Genomic DNA, 17,317 nt, shown 5'->3' with positions numbered 1-17,317 from the left:
GGGCGAGCCCGGCCTATAGTCCGCTCGCCTTTGTGAGGTTGACACGGAAGCGATCGCGTCGGCGCTGATAGCGGCGAGTCATTTCAGCCGAGGCATGGCCGAGCTGCTTTTGCACATAGCGCTCATCGACTTCGGCCGAGGAGGCGAGGCCAGCGCGTAGCGAATGTCCGGCAAAGAGCTTTGCTCGTTCACCTTCCGACAGATCGCCGCGCACGCCGGCCGCCAGCGCAGTGCGCTTGACCAGGCGCGCGACCTCCTGATCGTTGAGCCGATCGGCGCCGACCGCCTTGCCCTGCTTGGTGACGCGCCTGAAGAGGGGACCGTGCGCGATACGGGCGAGCTTGAGCCAGGTCTGCACCGCGACAACCGGGCAGGTGGCATCGGACGACCCGCGCCCGACTTCAACCTCCCGCCAGCCGGTCTTGCCGCGAAGCGAAACCAGCATGCCCTTGTCGAGGATATCGATCCAGCCGCGGCCGTCCTCAGTCTGGTCGCGGCCGACGTCCAAAGCCACGATCTCGGAGCGCCGCAGGCCGCCGGCGAAACCCAAGAGCAGCATGGCGCGGTCGCGCAGGCCGCGCAAGGTTCCGCGGTCGAGTGTTTCTAGCATAGCGGTCAGATCCTCGGGAAGGATCGCCTCCTTCTGCCGGGGCGGGGCGGCGTGCTTGTTGCGGATGCCGGCCATCACGGTGGCGATGTGCCGATCCTTGCGGTCCAGCGGCTGGCCGCGCTGCGTGTAGTTCCAGGTCAGGGATGACAGGCGGCGCTCGATCGTCGCTACCGCCTTTTTGTCCCTTCCAGTGCCCGAAGCCTGCGCGGTGATATAGAGGCCGACGGTCTGCGGGTCCGGCCGCGATGGATCAAAAGACTGGCGCCGGCACCAGGCGCAAAAATGCTTCCAGTCGGCTGCGTAGGCGCGACGGGTGTTCGCCGAACTTGCTGCCTCGACATAATCGCGCGCACGGTCGGCGAGCTTTTCGAGATGCGTAGGCAACGATGTCTGTCGCGGGTCAAGGACCGACGGGAGAGGGGAGGGGCCTTCATCCGACCGCCCCATCTCCATGACGACGTCGACAATGTCCGGCAGGTCATCGGCGTCGATTGCGTCGGTGGACACCATCAAATTACGGGCTTTGCCCATCCAGCCTCGTCCATTCTAATGTCGCAGCAATGCGATTCTTGCGAGCGAAGGTGCGGCCAAAGTCCGGAATTGTCCACCGCGAGCTGTGTGACGGAATAGCTGAGGGAATTGTGTCCGCTCCGGTCTTGGTATCGCATCAGCGGGAGCGCAACGGGCCTGTCCGATCCAGGGATGGCCTCTCAAGGGTGGTCTCTCCTTGTTTTCATGTTCAACATCCTATTCCGTTCAACAGATGGAGATCCCAAGATGACCATACGTGGCGCAGCGACAGCCGCAAGCGAGGAGCGGATCGCCCACACCCGCAACCGTCTGGTGCTTGAGCAGGCGAGGGCGGTCGGCCTGCTTGGCGCGGCCAAGAACACCCGCCTTTCCGGCAGGGTGTCGTCGGAATTGATCGAGGCGGCAGAGAAGCGCGCCCATGTGAGCTCAGACACCGAACTGCTTGAGCTCGCCTTGTCGCGGCTGGCGCTCGAGGATGATTTCGGCGCCCGGCTCGTCGGCCGCAAGGGCAGCATCTCCGCGGACATCGATCTTGGCATTTGATCTAGGCGGCGCACTGCGGTCCCTAAAACCTCAGCGGCGCAGCGCTGGGCTGGAACGGCGACCGGATTCCGCCCTGTCCTGGGCAGGTGACCAGTCGCCCGTCGGCGGCGTATTGCTCCTCGACACCAGCGTCTATCTGGATGTCCTGCAGGGACGCACGCCCGAAGCGGTCGATAACCTTCTGACCTATCGGCTCTGTCACCACTCGGCCGTCTGCCTTGCCGAGCTCAGCCATGTGTTCGGCCGGCTCGATCCGGCGCACCCGACGACAAAGTCGGTCCCGGGAGCCGTTGCAGATACGATTGAGGATATTCCGGCGCACCGGCTGCATGCACCCGACGCCAACGCTTGGGAACGCGCCGGCATGCTGGCCGGCCTGTTGTTCCGGCTGAACCATCTGCCGAAAGGGGAGGGGCATGAGCGCCGCTTCCTCAACGATGCGCTGATCTTTCACCAGGCCGGTATGCTTGGGGCGACGGTCCTGACCGGCAATGTTGGCGATTTCGATTACCTCAGCCAGCTTGTTCCGTCGGTGCGGGTGATCTTCTACCGGGCAGCGCCAGGTTTGCGCCCGCAGGCGTAAAAGCGTCAGTGGGATGCACCAGCGCTATCGTTAGCCGTTCCAGGAAAGACCGTCGCGCTGTGGGATGGTCCGGAGGGTCGCTGGGCGTGAATTTTGGGCTTCTGCTCGACGAAAACGGCCATTCGTCCTTGTAGCCCACTAACGAACGATAATGCAACATTATCATTCGTTTGATATGTGCGACAAGTGCGGCGGTTATGTGCAAATAGATTGCTAAAAGCGCCGCCGTGATTCATCGTGCTTGCGATGATTCTGCGACCCAAACCCTCTCTGTCTCGCCATGGCGTGCTCGGCGGCGCCCCTTCGATCGCACCGATGGCAACGGTGCCGGCTTGGTTGCGCCGGGCCATCCCCGATGCGCAAAGCGGTGCAGGAAAAGATATTGAGGACGTGGCGCTCGTTGCCGGCGCCGCCATCGGCGCACTCGATGCGGTGGTTCGGCGGCAGGAGCGGTGGGCCGGCGCCTGGCGGCAGCGGCTGGCAATTTCGGCGGCCGCGGCAACGGCAAAGCAGGCCGGCCGCGTCGAGGACGAAGCGGCCTTGCGCGATGCCGTATTGCTCACAAGACCGGGCGACAACGTCGGTCCCGCCGGCCTTTTCCTTCTTGCTTGGCGGCGGCTGGCATCTCGGCCAGCGCACGATCTGCTGACGGAGAAAAATGTCGAGGCGGTGCTGGAAGATCTAGGTCTCACGCTCAACGATGAGGCGGTCAGCGACCTGACGGACGATCTGCGACAGCTTGCCGCCAACACCGGCACGGTCGAAACGCTGGTCGGAGTCTTCGCGGTCGCGGAGCGTTACGGCTTCCGGCGCGTTCTCGGAGCCTGGCTTGCCGATGTCTTGCTCGCGCAGCGGCTAGGCTGGACACATGCAATCCCTTTGTTGGGCGCCGAAGTGACCTTAGTTGTGGGTACGGGCCGGGCGCGTCGACCAGTGACTGCCGCTCTGGCTGCCGGCGCCGAAACGGAAGCCGATTGGGCCAAAAGCCTGCTGGCCGCGCAGGCGCGCGCTGCGCTGCGCGCCATTGATCTTTTCGCCGAACTCGAGCGCCGCGCGGAACGGCTGCTTGCGGTTGCGCCGAAACTCAGGGCCAAGGCGGCGGACGTCGTCGTGGAAAAGCTGCTCTCTGACGACTCGATCGTCGCCTCGGAACAAATCGCCGGCATGAGCGATCGCGGCCTGCGCCGCCTGTTTGACCGGCTGGTCGAGCTCGGTGCCGTGCGTGAATTGTCCGGCCGCGCCACCTTCCGCATCTACGGGCTGTGAAGACAATGGCGGAGAGTGCACGTAGGCGAGGAGGGAGCCGGCTAGATGACCGTCGATCAGCTGACCAGCTGTTTGACCGGGAGCTGGATCACCTGCCGCCGGAAGCGCGCTGGCGCGAATGGATGAACCGCGTCGAGGCCACGATCTTTGCGGCCAGCGAGCCAGTCGACCGCGAAATGCTCGCCCGCATCGTCGGGAAAAGCTGCAGCATTGATCTTCTCATCGACGACATCCGCGAGGAGCTGCGCGGCCGCCCTTACGATCTGGTTTCGGTCGCCGGCGGCTGGAAACATTTGACCCGGCCTGCCTATGCAGACGCCATCCGCGCTGCTGTAGGTGGAAGTGGGAAGACGGCCGACCTTACGCAGTCGGAGGTTTTGGTGCTGATGTGCATCGGCTACTTCCAGCCGATTACCCGCGCCGAACTGTCGTCGTTCTTCGGCAAGGAGATCAGTCGCGATTTTATTGGTCATCTGCGCGGTGCCGGCCTGATCGCTTCCGGTCCGCGCAGCCCAACGCCGGGCGCGCCCTACACCTACGTGACGACAAAAGAATTCCTGCTGGAGTTCGGGCTCGACACGCTGCGCGACCTGCCGGATTTCGAAGCCCTCGAAGACGCGGGGCTGTTGTCGAAGGAGAAGCTGCTGGCGGGCGACATCATGCCGGAATTTTCAATCCAGCAAAACTCCAACGGCGAGATCGAAGATTAAATGCCCGCTAGCTATTAGCATCCACGCAGATGGTGGATGGTGCTCGCTCCAAGCGTGAGAAATCGTTGACGGGCGAAAGCGGTTAGGAGTTGGATAGCTGCGCAGGGGGAAGAGCCATGCCGCTCAATCTACGTATCGGGATACTTGTCGTCGGATCGCTCGATTGGGAGAGCAAAAGCTACGGCGGGCATTTTGTCGGAAAGCCGGATCAAGTTCGCATGAAGTGGCGGGAGACACGCCTAAAAGCAGACAAGCGGTCGATCCAATACGTTCGTGTCCCGATCCGGTATGGCCGGCGGTCCTCTAGTCGTGGCAACACCTATACGATGGTTTTCTCGCCTGAGCTTGGTCCACGACTTGGTATTGGCAAAATCTTCCGCTGTCGCAATCCTGCCAACGGCATCGACGATTTGGTGCAGGAGGCCAAAGAACTCTGGAGAGCGGAGCAGCCAAATGGCAACGACGTAATCTCCGCAGGCTGGGGATGTGTCGCGATCCTGACGTCGCCCGGCTTTCTCGACCACGAGGACGCTGCGGATCGAACGAAGCTGCTGGAAGATTGGGCTGCCTTTACGGAAAAGCAAAGCCGTTACGCTGATTTCGCATTTTCCGCCGCCGACCGCGCCGCCGCCGGGGATAGGCCTGTGATTGAAAATGGCCGCCTCAACATCCCTTGGCCGAACTTCAGAAACAACTGGCCGCTCTCGCTGGACGTGGTTCTGCTGACAGCGACCAAACCGAAAATTATGCTGAAGGGAGCATACTGCACCGCGCAAGAGATCGCCGACGCTTGGAAAAAGAACAAGAAGGAAGATTACTATTTTCGCAACAATTTGCTTGCCGGAATTCGAACGGCAGACGATGAGGAAATCAAAACGTATCTAGACGGCTGAAGTGTTGCCGTAGTGCCTTAGGGTCGCATCGCGTCATAGGTTTTGCCAAGGTGCCTTGCGCTGCTGGCTGGACCAACCCAAGCGCCCCATCGTGAGAGAAGGGAGACGCAGTCAGCAAGCATGATCGGAAGAGCTTGCTTGGTCCCGACATGAGGATCGCATCCTCGATGCCGGGTGCTCCTTTTCGAAGTGAGCCTAGTGCACCGTCGAGCCAATCAGGTCCCATGCCGCGGCCAAGGTGATAATTTCGCGATCCAGTGCTGAATAGATTTTGCTTGCACAACCTGATCGTAAGCGAGCTGCAAAGCCGCCAATCGCCTTCGGGGAGTTCGCTTTAGCTCTCAGCTTCCCCGATGTGACTAACGCCGCGGCTAGGCCACGTCGGACGGGGGGACACCCGCCATCAGATCTCTCAAAAGGGGAGCAAGGGTTGGGAGGGGACAACCAAAGATAATACGGCGGCTAGGAAGCCAGGCGCTTTGCAGAGCGACAACCCAGTAGCGAACCCTCTTTTCGCCCTCGATGCGAAACCCAAATATCGGCCCGCCGCTCATGCCAACGACACTGGAGATCTGCAAGCCGTCATCGATCTCTCCAACAAATCGCGGGTAGGTGGTCTGGCGCGTGCCAGGCGGGAGCGTCTCATGTCGCAACACGCGAAACATGGTAGGCGAGACTGCGCCGTTTCCCGAAGCGTCAATCGCGGGCGATGTGAATTCCTGAGGCAGACCCAGCATCGCGTAGCCATCAAAGCAAACTCGGTGCTGGTGAATCCACCGCTCCTCATCGAGTGCTACTGTTCCGTTCTTCGCCAGAAGGTTGGTATAGTAGGGACGCAGAGGAATGGCACCAAAATCGAGCCCCTGTTCATCGTCATCGACGATGTAGAATGGCTCGTTTCTCACATCGAACGGAATTGGATTGTCTGTGACACGGCCTTGAGCGAACGTGTCAGCCAGAACGACATCGATGACTTCGATCCTGTCATCGGCGAGTTTATCCTTGAGATCGGCCAGAACGTGTCCTGCGGTGACGAAGCAGGTGGAGCCTGCGATGTCGATCAGCGTGCCATTGTATGCCGCAAAAGAGAGCGCTTCCTGTTTGGAAGCGCTTACTAAACGATAGGTCACGCAGATCGCCACGAGATGACGGCCGAAAAACTGCAGGCCGTCGCTTTCGCCCCACTCCCGGGTATCGCTGGTCTGATCCATCTGCCGGCTTGAATCCTTCAAGCGTAGCAACCTGCACGATTGGACCTGGCTAGGCAACCTTTGCGGCACACGCGCATCTTGCCTGCAGCGACAGTGCCGCGCGCCAAGCAAGCCCAGCGGCGCGGTCGTCCGCCTCAGGGAATCGATATGGTGGATGTTCTCGTTGCAGCTAATAGGGCCGTGTGGGTCGCAAGGTATCGGTGGGAAGAAAATGCCCGCGGACCCAACGCACCAAATAGTCGACGAGAAACGGTAGATCTTGCACATGCCGTTGAATCGTACGCAGCAACGCAACGTAGTCCGATCGCCCTTTGATCAAGTGCTCGAGCAACAATCCGGTCGCAGCCTGCCGGAATGGGTAAGTAGAACCATCCGACCAGAGGTCACGAAGACACTGTAGCGCCGCCAGCACGTGGGATTTTGGCTCCGCGCCTCGCCCACCTATGACCTCGCACAAAGTCCGGTACAAATATCCCGGTGCCTGGCCTTCGGCGGCGTCGAGTCGAAATGCGCGAGCCAGAGCAATGCCCGAAACTCCAATGTATGTATGGCCGCTATCTACCAAGTCAGCTGACCAGCGAATGAACGTGTCGAAGTCAATATGGCCGTGTTCGGCCGCGACCCCGAACACTTGATGAAGCCATGCACTACGGCTCCATCCCATAATGTGCGCAAACTCCCTGATAGGCCGATCGTCGCTGATCAATAGATGCTTGTTCTGGATGGCCAAGGCTACGCTGTCGAAGAAGTCGCTCTTCCCACCCTGCAAGAATTCAATCAATTCCTTGGGCAGTTCGTCGGTCAGAAGCAACGGACAAACGTGGGCATTGGTTTCGACCCACGCTATCGCCTTGTCGATATCTTCGAGCCAGGTCTTGACGATCTCCGGAGCGACTTCCGTCGCAGCGATCCGTCCGTTGTCGTATTGAGCCGTCTTGAGGCCGTCTTTGAGAGAAAATTGAATTTGTTCACGACGGGCAAGCAACCGGTCAGATACGCTCTGAGGCAGATGAATTCGACCACACGTTGCCTCGATAGTCTCGAGAGCCCTCAACCGCCAGCCTGTCCAGAATGCCAAGAGATCCAGCGTGCATCCCTGGATCGCGTTCTCACGGACGGCGATTGCGGCGGTATCTCGTTCAGCCTCGTTGCCGATCGCGACTTTCAGCGGCACTCCCTGGGACGCCAGCCCAGCTGCGACCTCGATCGTGTCGACGCCGATGCGATGCGCGAGCATAGCAAGTGGCCACGGTCCGTTCGTGTAGGTTTCCTGCTCCTGCTTGACCCAGTCAAATCTTTGCTTCAACTCGGCGATCAGGTCATTGAGTCCGTCGGGTCGCTCAATATCGATTGACACCTTCCGAAACCCAAATATTTCGGGAAAGCGGCCCTCATGATGCTCCATCACGTAGTGAAGTCGGGCGACGTACTTGTGGCGAAGCGCTATAATCTGGCCCGGCCTGCCAGATGGATCCAGGAACCGATCACCGCTTGAAAGTCCTATGAGTGCTCGGACGAGCGGATGGTCAGGCTCCCAGGATTCATTGTCGAGTCGACGGAGATCGGGATCCGGCTCGACCACCAGAAAGAGCCGCTCGCCGTCGTCGTAGCTGAGGTCCACCGCAACGTCAGATGCAACGACTCTAGCATTCCACGATCGATCTTCGTTGTCGGTACGGCCTTCCTCGATGACGAGCGCCGAAAGCGTCATCCATGCCTGCGATCGATCGCGGTTCTCGAGAAAGAGGCGATACGCAAGAGCCGCCGCCCTATCGAGGTAGCCAAAGTGGCCAAGCAAGCTTGCAATTCGAAAGCGATCCTTAAGGCGTCGGTATCGAAGAAATTCCAGGGGGTGATCGAGTTCGGCGACGATCTCCGTCGATTGATTCTGACGGAGCAGGATTTCAATTCTCAGAAGGCGCGCGTCCGCATCCGAAGCATCGAGACTCAAAATCCTTTCGACGGACGCACGCGCCGTAGAGAGGTCGCCAACGTTCCACGCGTGAGTTGCGGTTGCCCAAAGTACGTCGGGTGTGTCGCGCACGATTGGTGCTGCACGCTGGAGCGCATTCCGAAAAGCCTCATCCCGACGGGCCGCGGCGAGGCACTGCAGATACATCGTAGTCAGGGGACCGGGACGGTTCAGGTCGACAGCGCTGTCCAAGAGTGCGGCAGCTTCCTCCGGCAAGTCGTTGTGGCGAAGCTGGTCGGCGACTTGATATCGCGTGACGACATCAACCGTGTCGGGCAAGCCCTCCACAATTTTTCGCAGGCGAGTCGTGATCTCATCATTACCAACGCCGGTTTTCTTGTCACAGCGGATAAGGAGCAACTCAGCCTCGACTTTATCCGTGCCCAGCTGTCGAAGGGCTTCCACCGCCTCCCGCACCCTTCTTTCGTCATCGAGAACAAGCGCGAGTTCGCCGATGAGATGCCATCGTGAGCTTGCCAAGGCAGGGCTCAGCTCGTCCGGATCAATAGCCAACACCCGACCCAATGCTCCCGAGGGGTCATCGAGTGCGACTAGGTCAGCGGCGAGAAACTGGTTCTCGGGATCACGATCGCCTTCCAGCGTCGCCAAGGCATCCTTCGGTCTGCTCTGGCCAATCAGAGATAACGCGAGAAGACGTCGCAGCTGAGGCTCGCCGTGAACGACGGCGGCTGCGCGCTTAAGCAGTGTCTCGCATTCCGCGGGCCGATCCCCCAGCCGCAGGAGGACGCCAGCGTTGTTCAGATAGGCAACAAGATCATGTCGATCGGCAAAGCCGATTTCCAGCATATGTTCCGCAACTGCCTTCATATCGTTGGCCGCGGTGTTGAGTTCATCGGGACTGATCGGGCTACGGGCTCCCGGAACGGTGGCGCCGGATGTCACGACTATAGAGAGCGTTGCAACGGCCCCAATTCGCTTGAATTCCGCGACCTCGGGATGCTTTCGTGCAAGCTGACGATTTCGCTCTGCCCAATCGGAGACGTTTCGACGGCTGTAAAATTCTGCCAGACCGAGATCCGCATGAGTGCTATCGACGAGATCCGGCGGGATGAGCGAATGTGGGTCGCCGGCGAAATCTGATCGCGCCGCTGCTTGGAGTAGATAACCTATCGCATGATCGGCACGCGGCGTACCGGCCAAAGCCTTTTGCGCAAGATCCATGGCCTCGGAATATCGTCCCTGAATCGTCCGGGCCAAGGCGAGATTGGCATTGGCATTCGGATCATCAGGGCGGATCGAATGCGCCGTTTCGAACCGCCGTGCCGCGTCCGGCTCCCGGCCCAGATCGAGAGCCGCCGCGCCCAGGTTGGTTTCAATCCGAAAGCGGGCCCACGGCTTCTTGTCCAGGACCTCCTTCTCTAGCAGCCCAAGAAGTGCCTTCTCCGCAATAAGCGGCTGATCCTCTCCCAATAGATCGCGAAATGTATCGATGCGGGCATGCAACGCCGGATCCTCGCTGGAGAGACTGCTATTCGATGAGCTATCTGTCGGTAAGGAAACAAATCCCATTTGCCGAAGCTGTTCGCCGACTTGCAAGGCAATCTGTCCCGCCAAGTCGCCTGGAGCGCGGTCTCCCGGTAATGGCTGCTGTGGGGCAGACGTGGATACCGAAGCCGGGAAGAAAAAGGCGTACGCCCGCTCATGGAGGGCGATCAGGACCTGGAGCGCTCCCCAACCATAGAGTGAAACCGTCAGGTCGTGGCCCTCTTCCCGCAGGGCTTTCTCAACGGCAACCGCTGCATCGGTCGCATGGGTATCGTCTTCCGCGGTTGTGGCAAAAATGATCTCCTTCAGTGCTGCCTCGAGTTGCAGCGCCGCCCGGCAATCGGAGAGGATTTTCGCCTGCTTGAGCGGCTTTGTGACCCTTCGGCATTGGACGCCGACATAGTGGTTGGGATCGCCATTGCGACGTCCGATTACATCGATTCCGCGCTGATCCTGCCCGCCGCGGCCGTACTCAACGGTGTTCGGGTCGTTCAGCTCATCGCGAAACAAGATCACACACCCGCGCTGCAGCGCCTGCCAATCCTTAGGTTTTGGGATTTCGTGGGCAAGTCGCGTTGATAGCGGCACACTCTGGTCAGATGGTTGCCGGAAGACGCGGCTGGGGAGGTCAACAAGTACCTCGTTGCTGTTTCCCGATTTGCCCTGGTCGCCCGTTTCAGCCATCAGAAGCTGACGCCTACGATCTTTACGCCGATCCGGTCGGCGAGTTCGAGCAACTCGGAATAGATGTCAGAGTTGCCGGTCAAATCGAGCGACGCGCCGGACTGCACCAACATGTTTGCCGGAATTCGGTCGCCAAACAGCATCACCGCGAGAGCCCGGTCGTCCTGCCGAGAAATCCAGCAAAGTCCCTGGATATCTGGGCATTGTGCGTGAATGGCTTCAGCCCAGGGGCGTGTTGCAGGATATCGGTCCTTCTCAGTGTCAATAATCTGGCTGCGCTTGATGCCGAGTTTCCGCAACGCGGTGACGCTCAAATCAGCTAGGACCAAATCCCTCCGTGGCACCACCTGCGAATAGACTTGATCGGCTAGTTTCACCTTGTCGTAAGTCTTCAGGCCTGCGGTGAATGGCACATCGTGGAAGACGGTTTCCATGGCCGCACAGTCGAAGGTCGTACCGCCATAGAGAGTTGGGACACTTGCCCCATTTGCACGCTTTATCGGGCTGAATCGGGCGTTGCCTTTAAAGCCTGGATTGAATTCCGCGCCGGCATAGAGATTCAAATGTATGCGATGGATAGTTTGGTCCGCTGGCCATATCGCTCGCGTTATGTTGTCGTGCAAATCGTTCGATGGGACGGGAACTGGTGTTGTCAGGGGTCCCCGTCCAATCTTTGATTTAGCCATGGAGTGCGCCTACCAACTCATCCTCGGCCGCCGCAAGAACGCGCTCGGGTTGCGCAGCGAGCACATCTTGCGGACGCTTGCCTCCGAGGAAGCTATTAACGGATGCAAACCAATAGGCGAGCCCCCAGTCATCCTTCTTCCCGTGTAAGACGCTCAGAATTTTAGCGAGCGTTTTCATCGGCCGATATCCGGTGGCGGAATCCAGAGCGTAGCCAGGGAAATAGTCTATACCCCGATGCCGAACGGCAAAGATCTGACCCTCTTTCTTCCACTTGTTTGGCTGTGCACTTGGGTTGCTTGTGCTGAACCCAGCCATCTTAGCGATTTGGGGAGCGGTTAGCCAATCGCCGCTTTCCAGCACGGCCTTTCTTGCCTCGGCCGCCATCCGCGCCTCGACAAGCATATGCTGTGGGGGCGGAACCTGAGGGACCAGGGCCTCAATTATCGAGTTGATTGCCTCACGCTGGCGACGCATCAGGATGGTTCGAACCAACGGCGCAATGCTGACGACCGTGTCGGCTAGCGCCCGAACTGCGGGTTCGCTCCCATGCTCGAACGTTAGTGCGATGACCTGCTCCGCTGTCAGCCGATCAAGTTGGTCGCCAACCTGCTTAGGCGTTCCGGTGAGTGCGCCAAATCCCGATAGTTCGATGGTGTCATTAGAAAGTGCCATGATATCCAACTCCGTTGGTTTGGTGAGGGTGATTACATATATAGCATGATAACCGATCTCATCAAGAGTGTCGACTTGAACTCTGGGCTGCCGCTTCATCCGGGCGGTCGGCCTTTCGGGTGATCGGGTGCGCCGCCAAAATTTATCCTGGGCTCACTGCCTTCCGATTCGTCTCGTTATGGCCGCACGTGATATGTTCGTGGTATGTTCGGCACGCATCAGGTAGAGTGTCGGGCAGCGACCTACGGTATCAAGCTAGAATGGTGCGCACGGAAAAAGCCCGATTACGACCGAGCGATTGCGCGGTTTGCGTGTTCGGACGCCGAAGCCGACACCTGGCTGGAGGGTTTTGCCGACGACACCTACCAAGCCAAAGAGCTGCGGTCGACGCGGACGCGGCCGATCACACCATCGAAGAACCCGGCGAGCAGTACTTCAACGCTGCCAAGGATGAAGGCCGTCGTGAAGCTTCGTCGGGGAGGCGGCCGCAAAATATCGGAATTTCGCCCCCGGAAAATCCGACAGGCTGCCGCTGAACGACGTCCCGCAGTGTTTCGTCGTCATAAACTGATTGTACTGCCACAACACCACACGGTCGCCTCCCACTGCACGGCACAAGCCACAAGCGCGCTGTTCCTAGGTAAATTCCAGCAAATTTAGATGGAACTTATCGTGAACATACACTAACACTGCTTAAGTCGTCGGAATTTTTTTGAGGGAAATCATGGCTCGGACTTGGAATCGTGATCGTGCTGCGAAACGCATTCAAACTAGGCTGAGTGAAGTCCGCCTCGAGGACATTGAGATCCGTAAATACGTTCGCGACATAAACCTCGACAACCTTCCGCGCACGGTAGCTTATCGCGTGGATGGCGTGCATTTGTATGCCGATATCGTCAATCTCGATGATATGTTGAACGTAACGACCGTGGAGGGTGAAACCTGCCACAAACGGACCTTGCGTTTTCTTAACCTCCATTATCGCGCGGTGCATCGAATTCTGCAGGAAGTCGACGCGCTTTTCGTTGATTTTCACAATCAGCGCTTACATTCAGTGGTCACCAAGCCGTACGACACTGAAGACGGGCGTATCCATCGCGCCGTGGCAATTGGTCAGTTGATCATTGATGTCCTGAAGCGAACAGGTGAGGACGCCGACCACCCTGCGGCGAAGGTTCGAGTGGGTATCGACAGTGGGAAGGCCGTTGCCGTCAGCAATGGCCGTCGCGGCCACCGCGAACCACTTTTTTTGGGTGAACCCGCCAACCATGCAGCCAAGCGGGCTGGGGGAGGGAAAGCTACCGGGATTTATCTGACGAACCTCGCGCGCAAAGTGATTGGATTGAAGGACGTCGACAATCCAGACGTCAATCCGCTTTCGGCGTCGGAAATCGAAACATCGCAAAAATCAGCCAATCTGAGCGTGACAGCAGATCAGATCGTCTCTGAGTGGAAGACTGACTTGACCAACAACCCAATTGGTTCTTTCAGCTTCAGCGGTCACACGCCGCCGTACAGCACTCTCGATATTGAAACGCTGTCGGTCCGGAATTCGCGCCGGCAAGATGCCGCGACAGTTTACGGCGACATCGACAACTTCACCAACTACGTCAGCGCAAACATTGGCGACGACAGTGGTGCAAAGCACGTCGTGCGCGCTCTTCATGTCATTCGCAGCGAGCTCGATGCCGTTCTTCACAAAGACTTTTCAGGCCGGAAGGTTCGTTTCATCGGCGATTGTGTGCATGGCCTTCTAGTCGAGGGCACTGCTCAGACTACCGATAGCGAGACGACGATCAGCAATATGGTGCTCTGCGCCGGTGGGATGCGAAGCAGTTTCGACCTGGCAATCGAGAAACTGCAAGATGACGGCACTGATGCGACAGACCTTGGGCTTGCTGTTGGGTTCGAATTCGGACCGATGACAGTCACGAGACTCGGGGTAAAAGGCGCGCTTGTCCGGTGTTCTGTAAGCCGGGGAGTCATACAGGCGGAACGGGAGCAGCATCGTTGCGGAGAACATGAAACCGCTATCGGGCAGAATGCTTATGACAAAGGCAATGATGCAGTTCGCGGTATTTTTGGTTCGAGGCGGAAGCGCGCCAATTTGGACTACGATGTAGCCGTTACCGAGTTGTCGTCCAAGGGCGACAAGGTCGCCAAAGCAGCGGCGGCCTTTGCAACCGCCGGCTTACTGAAACCAGCGTCGGCTCCCGCAAGTCCCTACAGTTTTCAGAATCGCCCGACCGGACCAGCCAAGAAAGACGGCTTTTCTTGATCTGGTATTTTCAGAACGCGGATCGATCGCGGCACGAGCGGCTCGCCATCGAAGCGCTCGTTGGGGAAGTCCAATGGTTACGCCCGCTCGATTGGCGAATCGATGAACATCTTCGTTTGGTTTGGGACGCCGACATCTTGATCGGAGAACGCATATTTCCGATTTATCTTCGATATCCCAACCATTTTCCTCATTCACCGCCGCTCGTGATGCAACGAGGCGATACGTCTAGATGGTCCAGCCACCAGTGGGGAGCTGGCGGTGAGTTATGTCTTGAAATTGGCGCCGACAACTGGAACTCGGATTTTACAGGCGCAGATATGGTTCGAAGTGCCTATAGTCTGCTTGAAATGGAGGTGGAGCGAATACCAAGCTCCGAAATTCCATCTCGGCATCAGACGACCCTCGGCCAGGACCTTCGTTGGACGGTGAGCCGGCTTGCAGCGACGACATCTTTGCTGGAATTTGCCGCCACTCAAGACGTGCCCCTGGAAGGGAAGGTCGACTGCATAGTACACGACGAAGCCGTCATATATTACGCTTCACTTTTTGCTCGGAATGGTGCCGAAGTCTGGCGTGACGCGTCAATCCCAAAGCCCCTCCGAGCGGAATCCTTCAACATCGACGGGGTTCTAATTCCATGGCCGTCGGCAACGAGCCTTCCAACCATTGCGACAGTTAAAGACTTTCGCGCTGACTTGGCTGCCCAATGGTTCCCGCTGGATGATAATAGAAGGGTTGTCCTGCTTATGCAGGGCAAAGCGCTTCACGCCTTTCGGATGTATGGAGACTCCGTTTCCAAGGTGACCATCGTCGGTCCCGAGCTAGTCGTGGATCGACTGGGCGAGGACCATCGCTCTCTCTTGGAAAGGAAGGTGGCTATCGTAGGCTGCGGATCACTCGGTAGCAAGGTTGCAGCGAGCCTTGCCAGATCTGGCGTTGGGAATTTTCTTCTAGTCGATGATGACGTTCTTATGCCCGGTAACTTCGTGCGGCATGATCTCGATTGGCGGGATATCGTGACACACAAAGCAGACGGCGTTGCACGTCGCGTCCAGTTAGTGAATCCGATGGCCCAAACTGACATTCGTCGACAGCGGCTTGGCGGACAGGAGTCGAGCGGTAGTCTCGAAGGGCTCATCGAAGTCATCTCGCAGTGCGACCTTATTGTTGACGCGACATCTAGCGCAGAGGCGTTCAACTATCTGTGCGCCGCCGCCGAAAGTGGTGCGAAGCCAATGATATGGGCGGAAATTCACGGCGGGGGTATCGGCGGCCTGATCGCTCGTCATCGGCCAGGCATTGAGCCCGGCCCAGCACTGATGCGGCGAGTGATCGAAAATTGGTGCGCCGAGAAGGGACTCGTGGTTGAGCGCCCCGAAAGGTCATATGAGGATCGAAATGTAGGCATTCCTTGGGTCGCAGATGATGCAGATGTGTCTGTTATCGCAGCTCACGCCTCGCGATTCGCGATCGACCTGTTGATCCCTCGCTCGCCATCCATTTTTCCACACTCAGTATATTTCATCGGGCTTGCGGAAGGATGGCTGTACAGTGAGCCGTTCCATACGGAACCTGTTGACGTCGGACTGGCCTCTCAGGTTATTGCGGAGCAGAACATTCTCGACGAAGCCGACGTAGCTGCCGAACGGGCACGTATTATCCAAATACTTGGGAGATCATTTGGTCAAACTCCTCCTGCCGGATGATATAGCGTCGCGGCTCAATATCGCGCTGGCGAAAGCTAGACGCCAGGAGATCGGTGGTCTTATCGTCGGCGAGCACGTGACGGACGAAACGTTTCGGATTGTCGATATTTCAATCCAGACGAGCCATGGCACTCCCACACATTTCGAACGCGATCCTGTATTGCACGCGGAATTCCTGCGAGAATTTTTCGAGCGAACAGGCAGAGATTTTGAGCGGTACAATTATCTGGGTGAATGGCACTCGCATCCGAGCTTCGACCCGATCCCAAGTGCCGACGATGTCAGGACGATGCGATCGATTGTAAGCGACCCGAAAGTAGGCGTGAATTTCGCTGTCCTGTTGATTGTCCGTCGTACCGGCTCCACGAGGCTCGCCCTATCGGCGACCGCATTTTCCCAATTACTTCCTCCTGAGTCGGTGACCGTCGTCGGTGATGTTGGCACCGCAGCAAGGAAGAGGAGCCTCATGGAAGCCAGTCTGGATTGGCTCAGGAATTTGGTGTCTTAACGCCGAGTTGCCGCACGATTTTTCGGATTTGCGTGCAAACCGGTCCAAGGCGTGACGCCAGCGTGCTGGGATCGCCCGTTGCGAAAGACGCTGGCGTCAGACCATGGAGGTCCGACGGAAGGTTTATCCCCGTTTGGCGCGGATATACTAGGATACTGCGACGCCGACCAAGGCGTCCCATGAACATGCCAAGCTCAAAGAGCACGTTGTCTCGGATGGCAGAATTGCGAGCGCCTCGGCTGGTTTCGACGATGTCCTCGAATAGTGCGACCGCTACACCGAAATCGCTTTCGGCCACGGCTAGTTCCAGAGATTCAAGCGGATAGCCGCCCGCCCAGAAGACGCCGTTCGGCCACACGGTTGCAAGTACGTCATGCTGGAGACCGGTCTGGATTTCATTCGCAACGTCGAGCCCCTCCACAGACGACATTATAAACATCCTCGGCTTCTCGTTGGGGGTCGTCATGAGTCGATTGCGATCGAATAGCCGCCGCGACAACTCTTGGGCTACGGATTTCCAGATCAAACCCGGAAACTTGTCAGCCAAAGCCGAGAATTCTGCCCCCGACATCTTTATCGCTACGACCGTATCTTCAGCGAACACTGAGGCGGACCGCCGCTGGGAAGGCTCTATCGCGGCCATCTCGCCGACGTGCGCACCGGCCTTTAGAGTTCGCACCTCTTGACCTTTGACCACTACAGAGACGCCGCCGGCGACAAGAAAGAACACGTCGTTGTCCTCACCGCCTTCGGCAATGAGCGTATCCGCGGCCTTGTATTCTACGAGCTCGCCAGCCGTCGCGATTGCCTCAGCGACCGCTGCGTCACCACTGTCAAACTGCCGCTTCAGACTAGCGATAAGCGCCGAACTGTTGCCGCCTTCAAACCGCTCTTTCATATTCCCTCCCGGCAATGCATTTGTCTGAATCCTATGTATGTATTTGCTGGGCCTAC

At 58.4% G+C, this 17,317-nt stretch carries 14 protein-coding genes; 8 read left to right on the top strand and 6 right to left on the bottom strand.

Going from position 1 to position 17,317, the window contains the following annotated elements; genetic code table 11:
* Positions 1-13: 13 nt before the first annotated feature.
* A complete protein-coding gene (locus FJ972_RS27990) occupies positions 14-1,141 on the bottom strand; it encodes a site-specific integrase (RefSeq protein ID WP_140523089.1) in 1,128 nt (375 codons plus the stop codon).
* Positions 1,142-1,387: 246 nt separating this feature from the next.
* On the opposite strand from FJ972_RS27990, the gene FJ972_RS27985 reads away from it, so the two are divergent.
* The 5 genes from FJ972_RS27985 to FJ972_RS27965 all read left to right on the top strand — a co-directional run bounded on the left by FJ972_RS27985 (position 1,388) and on the right by FJ972_RS27965 (position 5,136).
* On the top strand, positions 1,388-1,684 hold the full coding sequence (locus FJ972_RS27985; protein WP_140523092.1) for a hypothetical protein: 297 nt from the start codon (positions 1,388-1,390) through the stop codon (positions 1,682-1,684).
* Complete coding sequence (locus FJ972_RS27980) at positions 1,674-2,267, top strand: type II toxin-antitoxin system VapC family toxin (protein WP_140523095.1); 594 nt, start codon at positions 1,674-1,676, stop codon at positions 2,265-2,267. Before FJ972_RS27985 ends, FJ972_RS27980 begins: the two co-directional genes overlap by 11 nt.
* A 246-nt stretch (positions 2,268-2,513) precedes the next feature.
* Positions 2,514-3,533: a DUF1403 family protein gene (locus FJ972_RS27975; protein ID WP_140523097.1), complete on the top strand. Its 1,020-nt coding sequence runs from the start codon at positions 2,514-2,516 to the stop codon at positions 3,531-3,533.
* Between the two features lie 5 nt (positions 3,534-3,538).
* A complete protein-coding gene (gene scpB / locus FJ972_RS27970; protein WP_181165401.1) occupies positions 3,539-4,243 on the top strand; it encodes an SMC-Scp complex subunit ScpB in 705 nt (234 codons plus the stop codon).
* Positions 4,244-4,359: 116 nt separating this feature from the next.
* Positions 4,360-5,136, top strand: coding sequence for a hypothetical protein (locus FJ972_RS27965; protein ID WP_140523100.1), 777 nt, complete (start codon positions 4,360-4,362; stop codon positions 5,134-5,136).
* A gap of 371 nt (positions 5,137-5,507) precedes the next feature.
* Here the strand turns inward: FJ972_RS27965 and FJ972_RS27960 are convergent, their stop codons facing one another.
* From FJ972_RS27960 to FJ972_RS27945, 4 genes are all read right to left on the bottom strand, one after another.
* Positions 5,508-6,347 carry a hypothetical protein gene (locus FJ972_RS27960; protein ID WP_140523103.1) on the bottom strand — a complete coding sequence of 280 codons (840 nt, stop codon included), beginning with the start codon at positions 6,345-6,347 and terminating at the stop codon, positions 5,508-5,510.
* Between the two features lie 169 nt (positions 6,348-6,516).
* Positions 6,517-10,509: a PIN domain-containing protein gene (locus FJ972_RS27955; protein ID WP_140523105.1), complete on the bottom strand. Its 3,993-nt coding sequence runs from the start codon at positions 10,507-10,509 to the stop codon at positions 6,517-6,519.
* Complete coding sequence (locus FJ972_RS27950; RefSeq protein WP_140523108.1) at positions 10,509-11,195, bottom strand: RES family NAD+ phosphorylase; 687 nt, start codon at positions 11,193-11,195, stop codon at positions 10,509-10,511. The genes FJ972_RS27955 and FJ972_RS27950 overlap by 1 nt, the downstream gene beginning before the upstream one ends.
* Positions 11,188-11,967 carry a hypothetical protein gene (locus FJ972_RS27945; RefSeq protein WP_224656323.1) on the bottom strand — a complete coding sequence of 260 codons (780 nt, stop codon included), beginning with the start codon at positions 11,965-11,967 and terminating at the stop codon, positions 11,188-11,190. The genes FJ972_RS27950 and FJ972_RS27945 overlap by 8 nt, the downstream gene beginning before the upstream one ends.
* A 625-nt stretch (positions 11,968-12,592) precedes the next feature.
* Here FJ972_RS27945 and FJ972_RS27940 point away from each other — a divergent pair.
* Genes FJ972_RS27940 through FJ972_RS27930 form a run of 3 tightly spaced genes read left to right on the top strand, consistent with a single transcriptional unit; the run spans position 12,593 to position 16,363 of the window.
* Positions 12,593-14,146, top strand: a complete 1,554-nt coding sequence (locus FJ972_RS27940) for an adenylate/guanylate cyclase domain-containing protein (protein WP_224656322.1) — start codon at positions 12,593-12,595, stop codon at positions 14,144-14,146.
* The gene (locus FJ972_RS27935) at positions 14,143-15,855 is read left to right on the top strand and encodes a ThiF family adenylyltransferase (RefSeq protein ID WP_140523110.1); all 1,713 of its coding nucleotides are present in this window, start codon (positions 14,143-14,145) and stop codon (positions 15,853-15,855) included. Before FJ972_RS27940 ends, FJ972_RS27935 begins: the two co-directional genes overlap by 4 nt.
* Positions 15,830-16,363: a Mov34/MPN/PAD-1 family protein gene (locus tag FJ972_RS27930; protein WP_181165402.1), complete on the top strand. Its 534-nt coding sequence runs from the start codon at positions 15,830-15,832 to the stop codon at positions 16,361-16,363. Before FJ972_RS27935 ends, FJ972_RS27930 begins: the two co-directional genes overlap by 26 nt.
* Here the strand turns inward: FJ972_RS27930 and FJ972_RS27925 are convergent.
* A complete protein-coding gene (locus FJ972_RS27925; protein WP_140523116.1) occupies positions 16,344-17,261 on the bottom strand; it encodes a TIR domain-containing protein in 918 nt (305 codons plus the stop codon). The two genes, FJ972_RS27930 and FJ972_RS27925, sit on opposite strands and share 20 nt — an antisense overlap.
* Positions 17,262-17,317 lie beyond the last annotated feature (56 nt).

The organism is Mesorhizobium sp. B2-1-1, from assembly GCF_006442975.2.
Classification (GTDB): Bacteria; Pseudomonadota; Alphaproteobacteria; order Rhizobiales; family Rhizobiaceae; genus Mesorhizobium.
The sequence above is the reverse complement of the archived record's forward strand: the minus strand, read 5'-3'. Positions and strand labels throughout refer to the sequence as shown.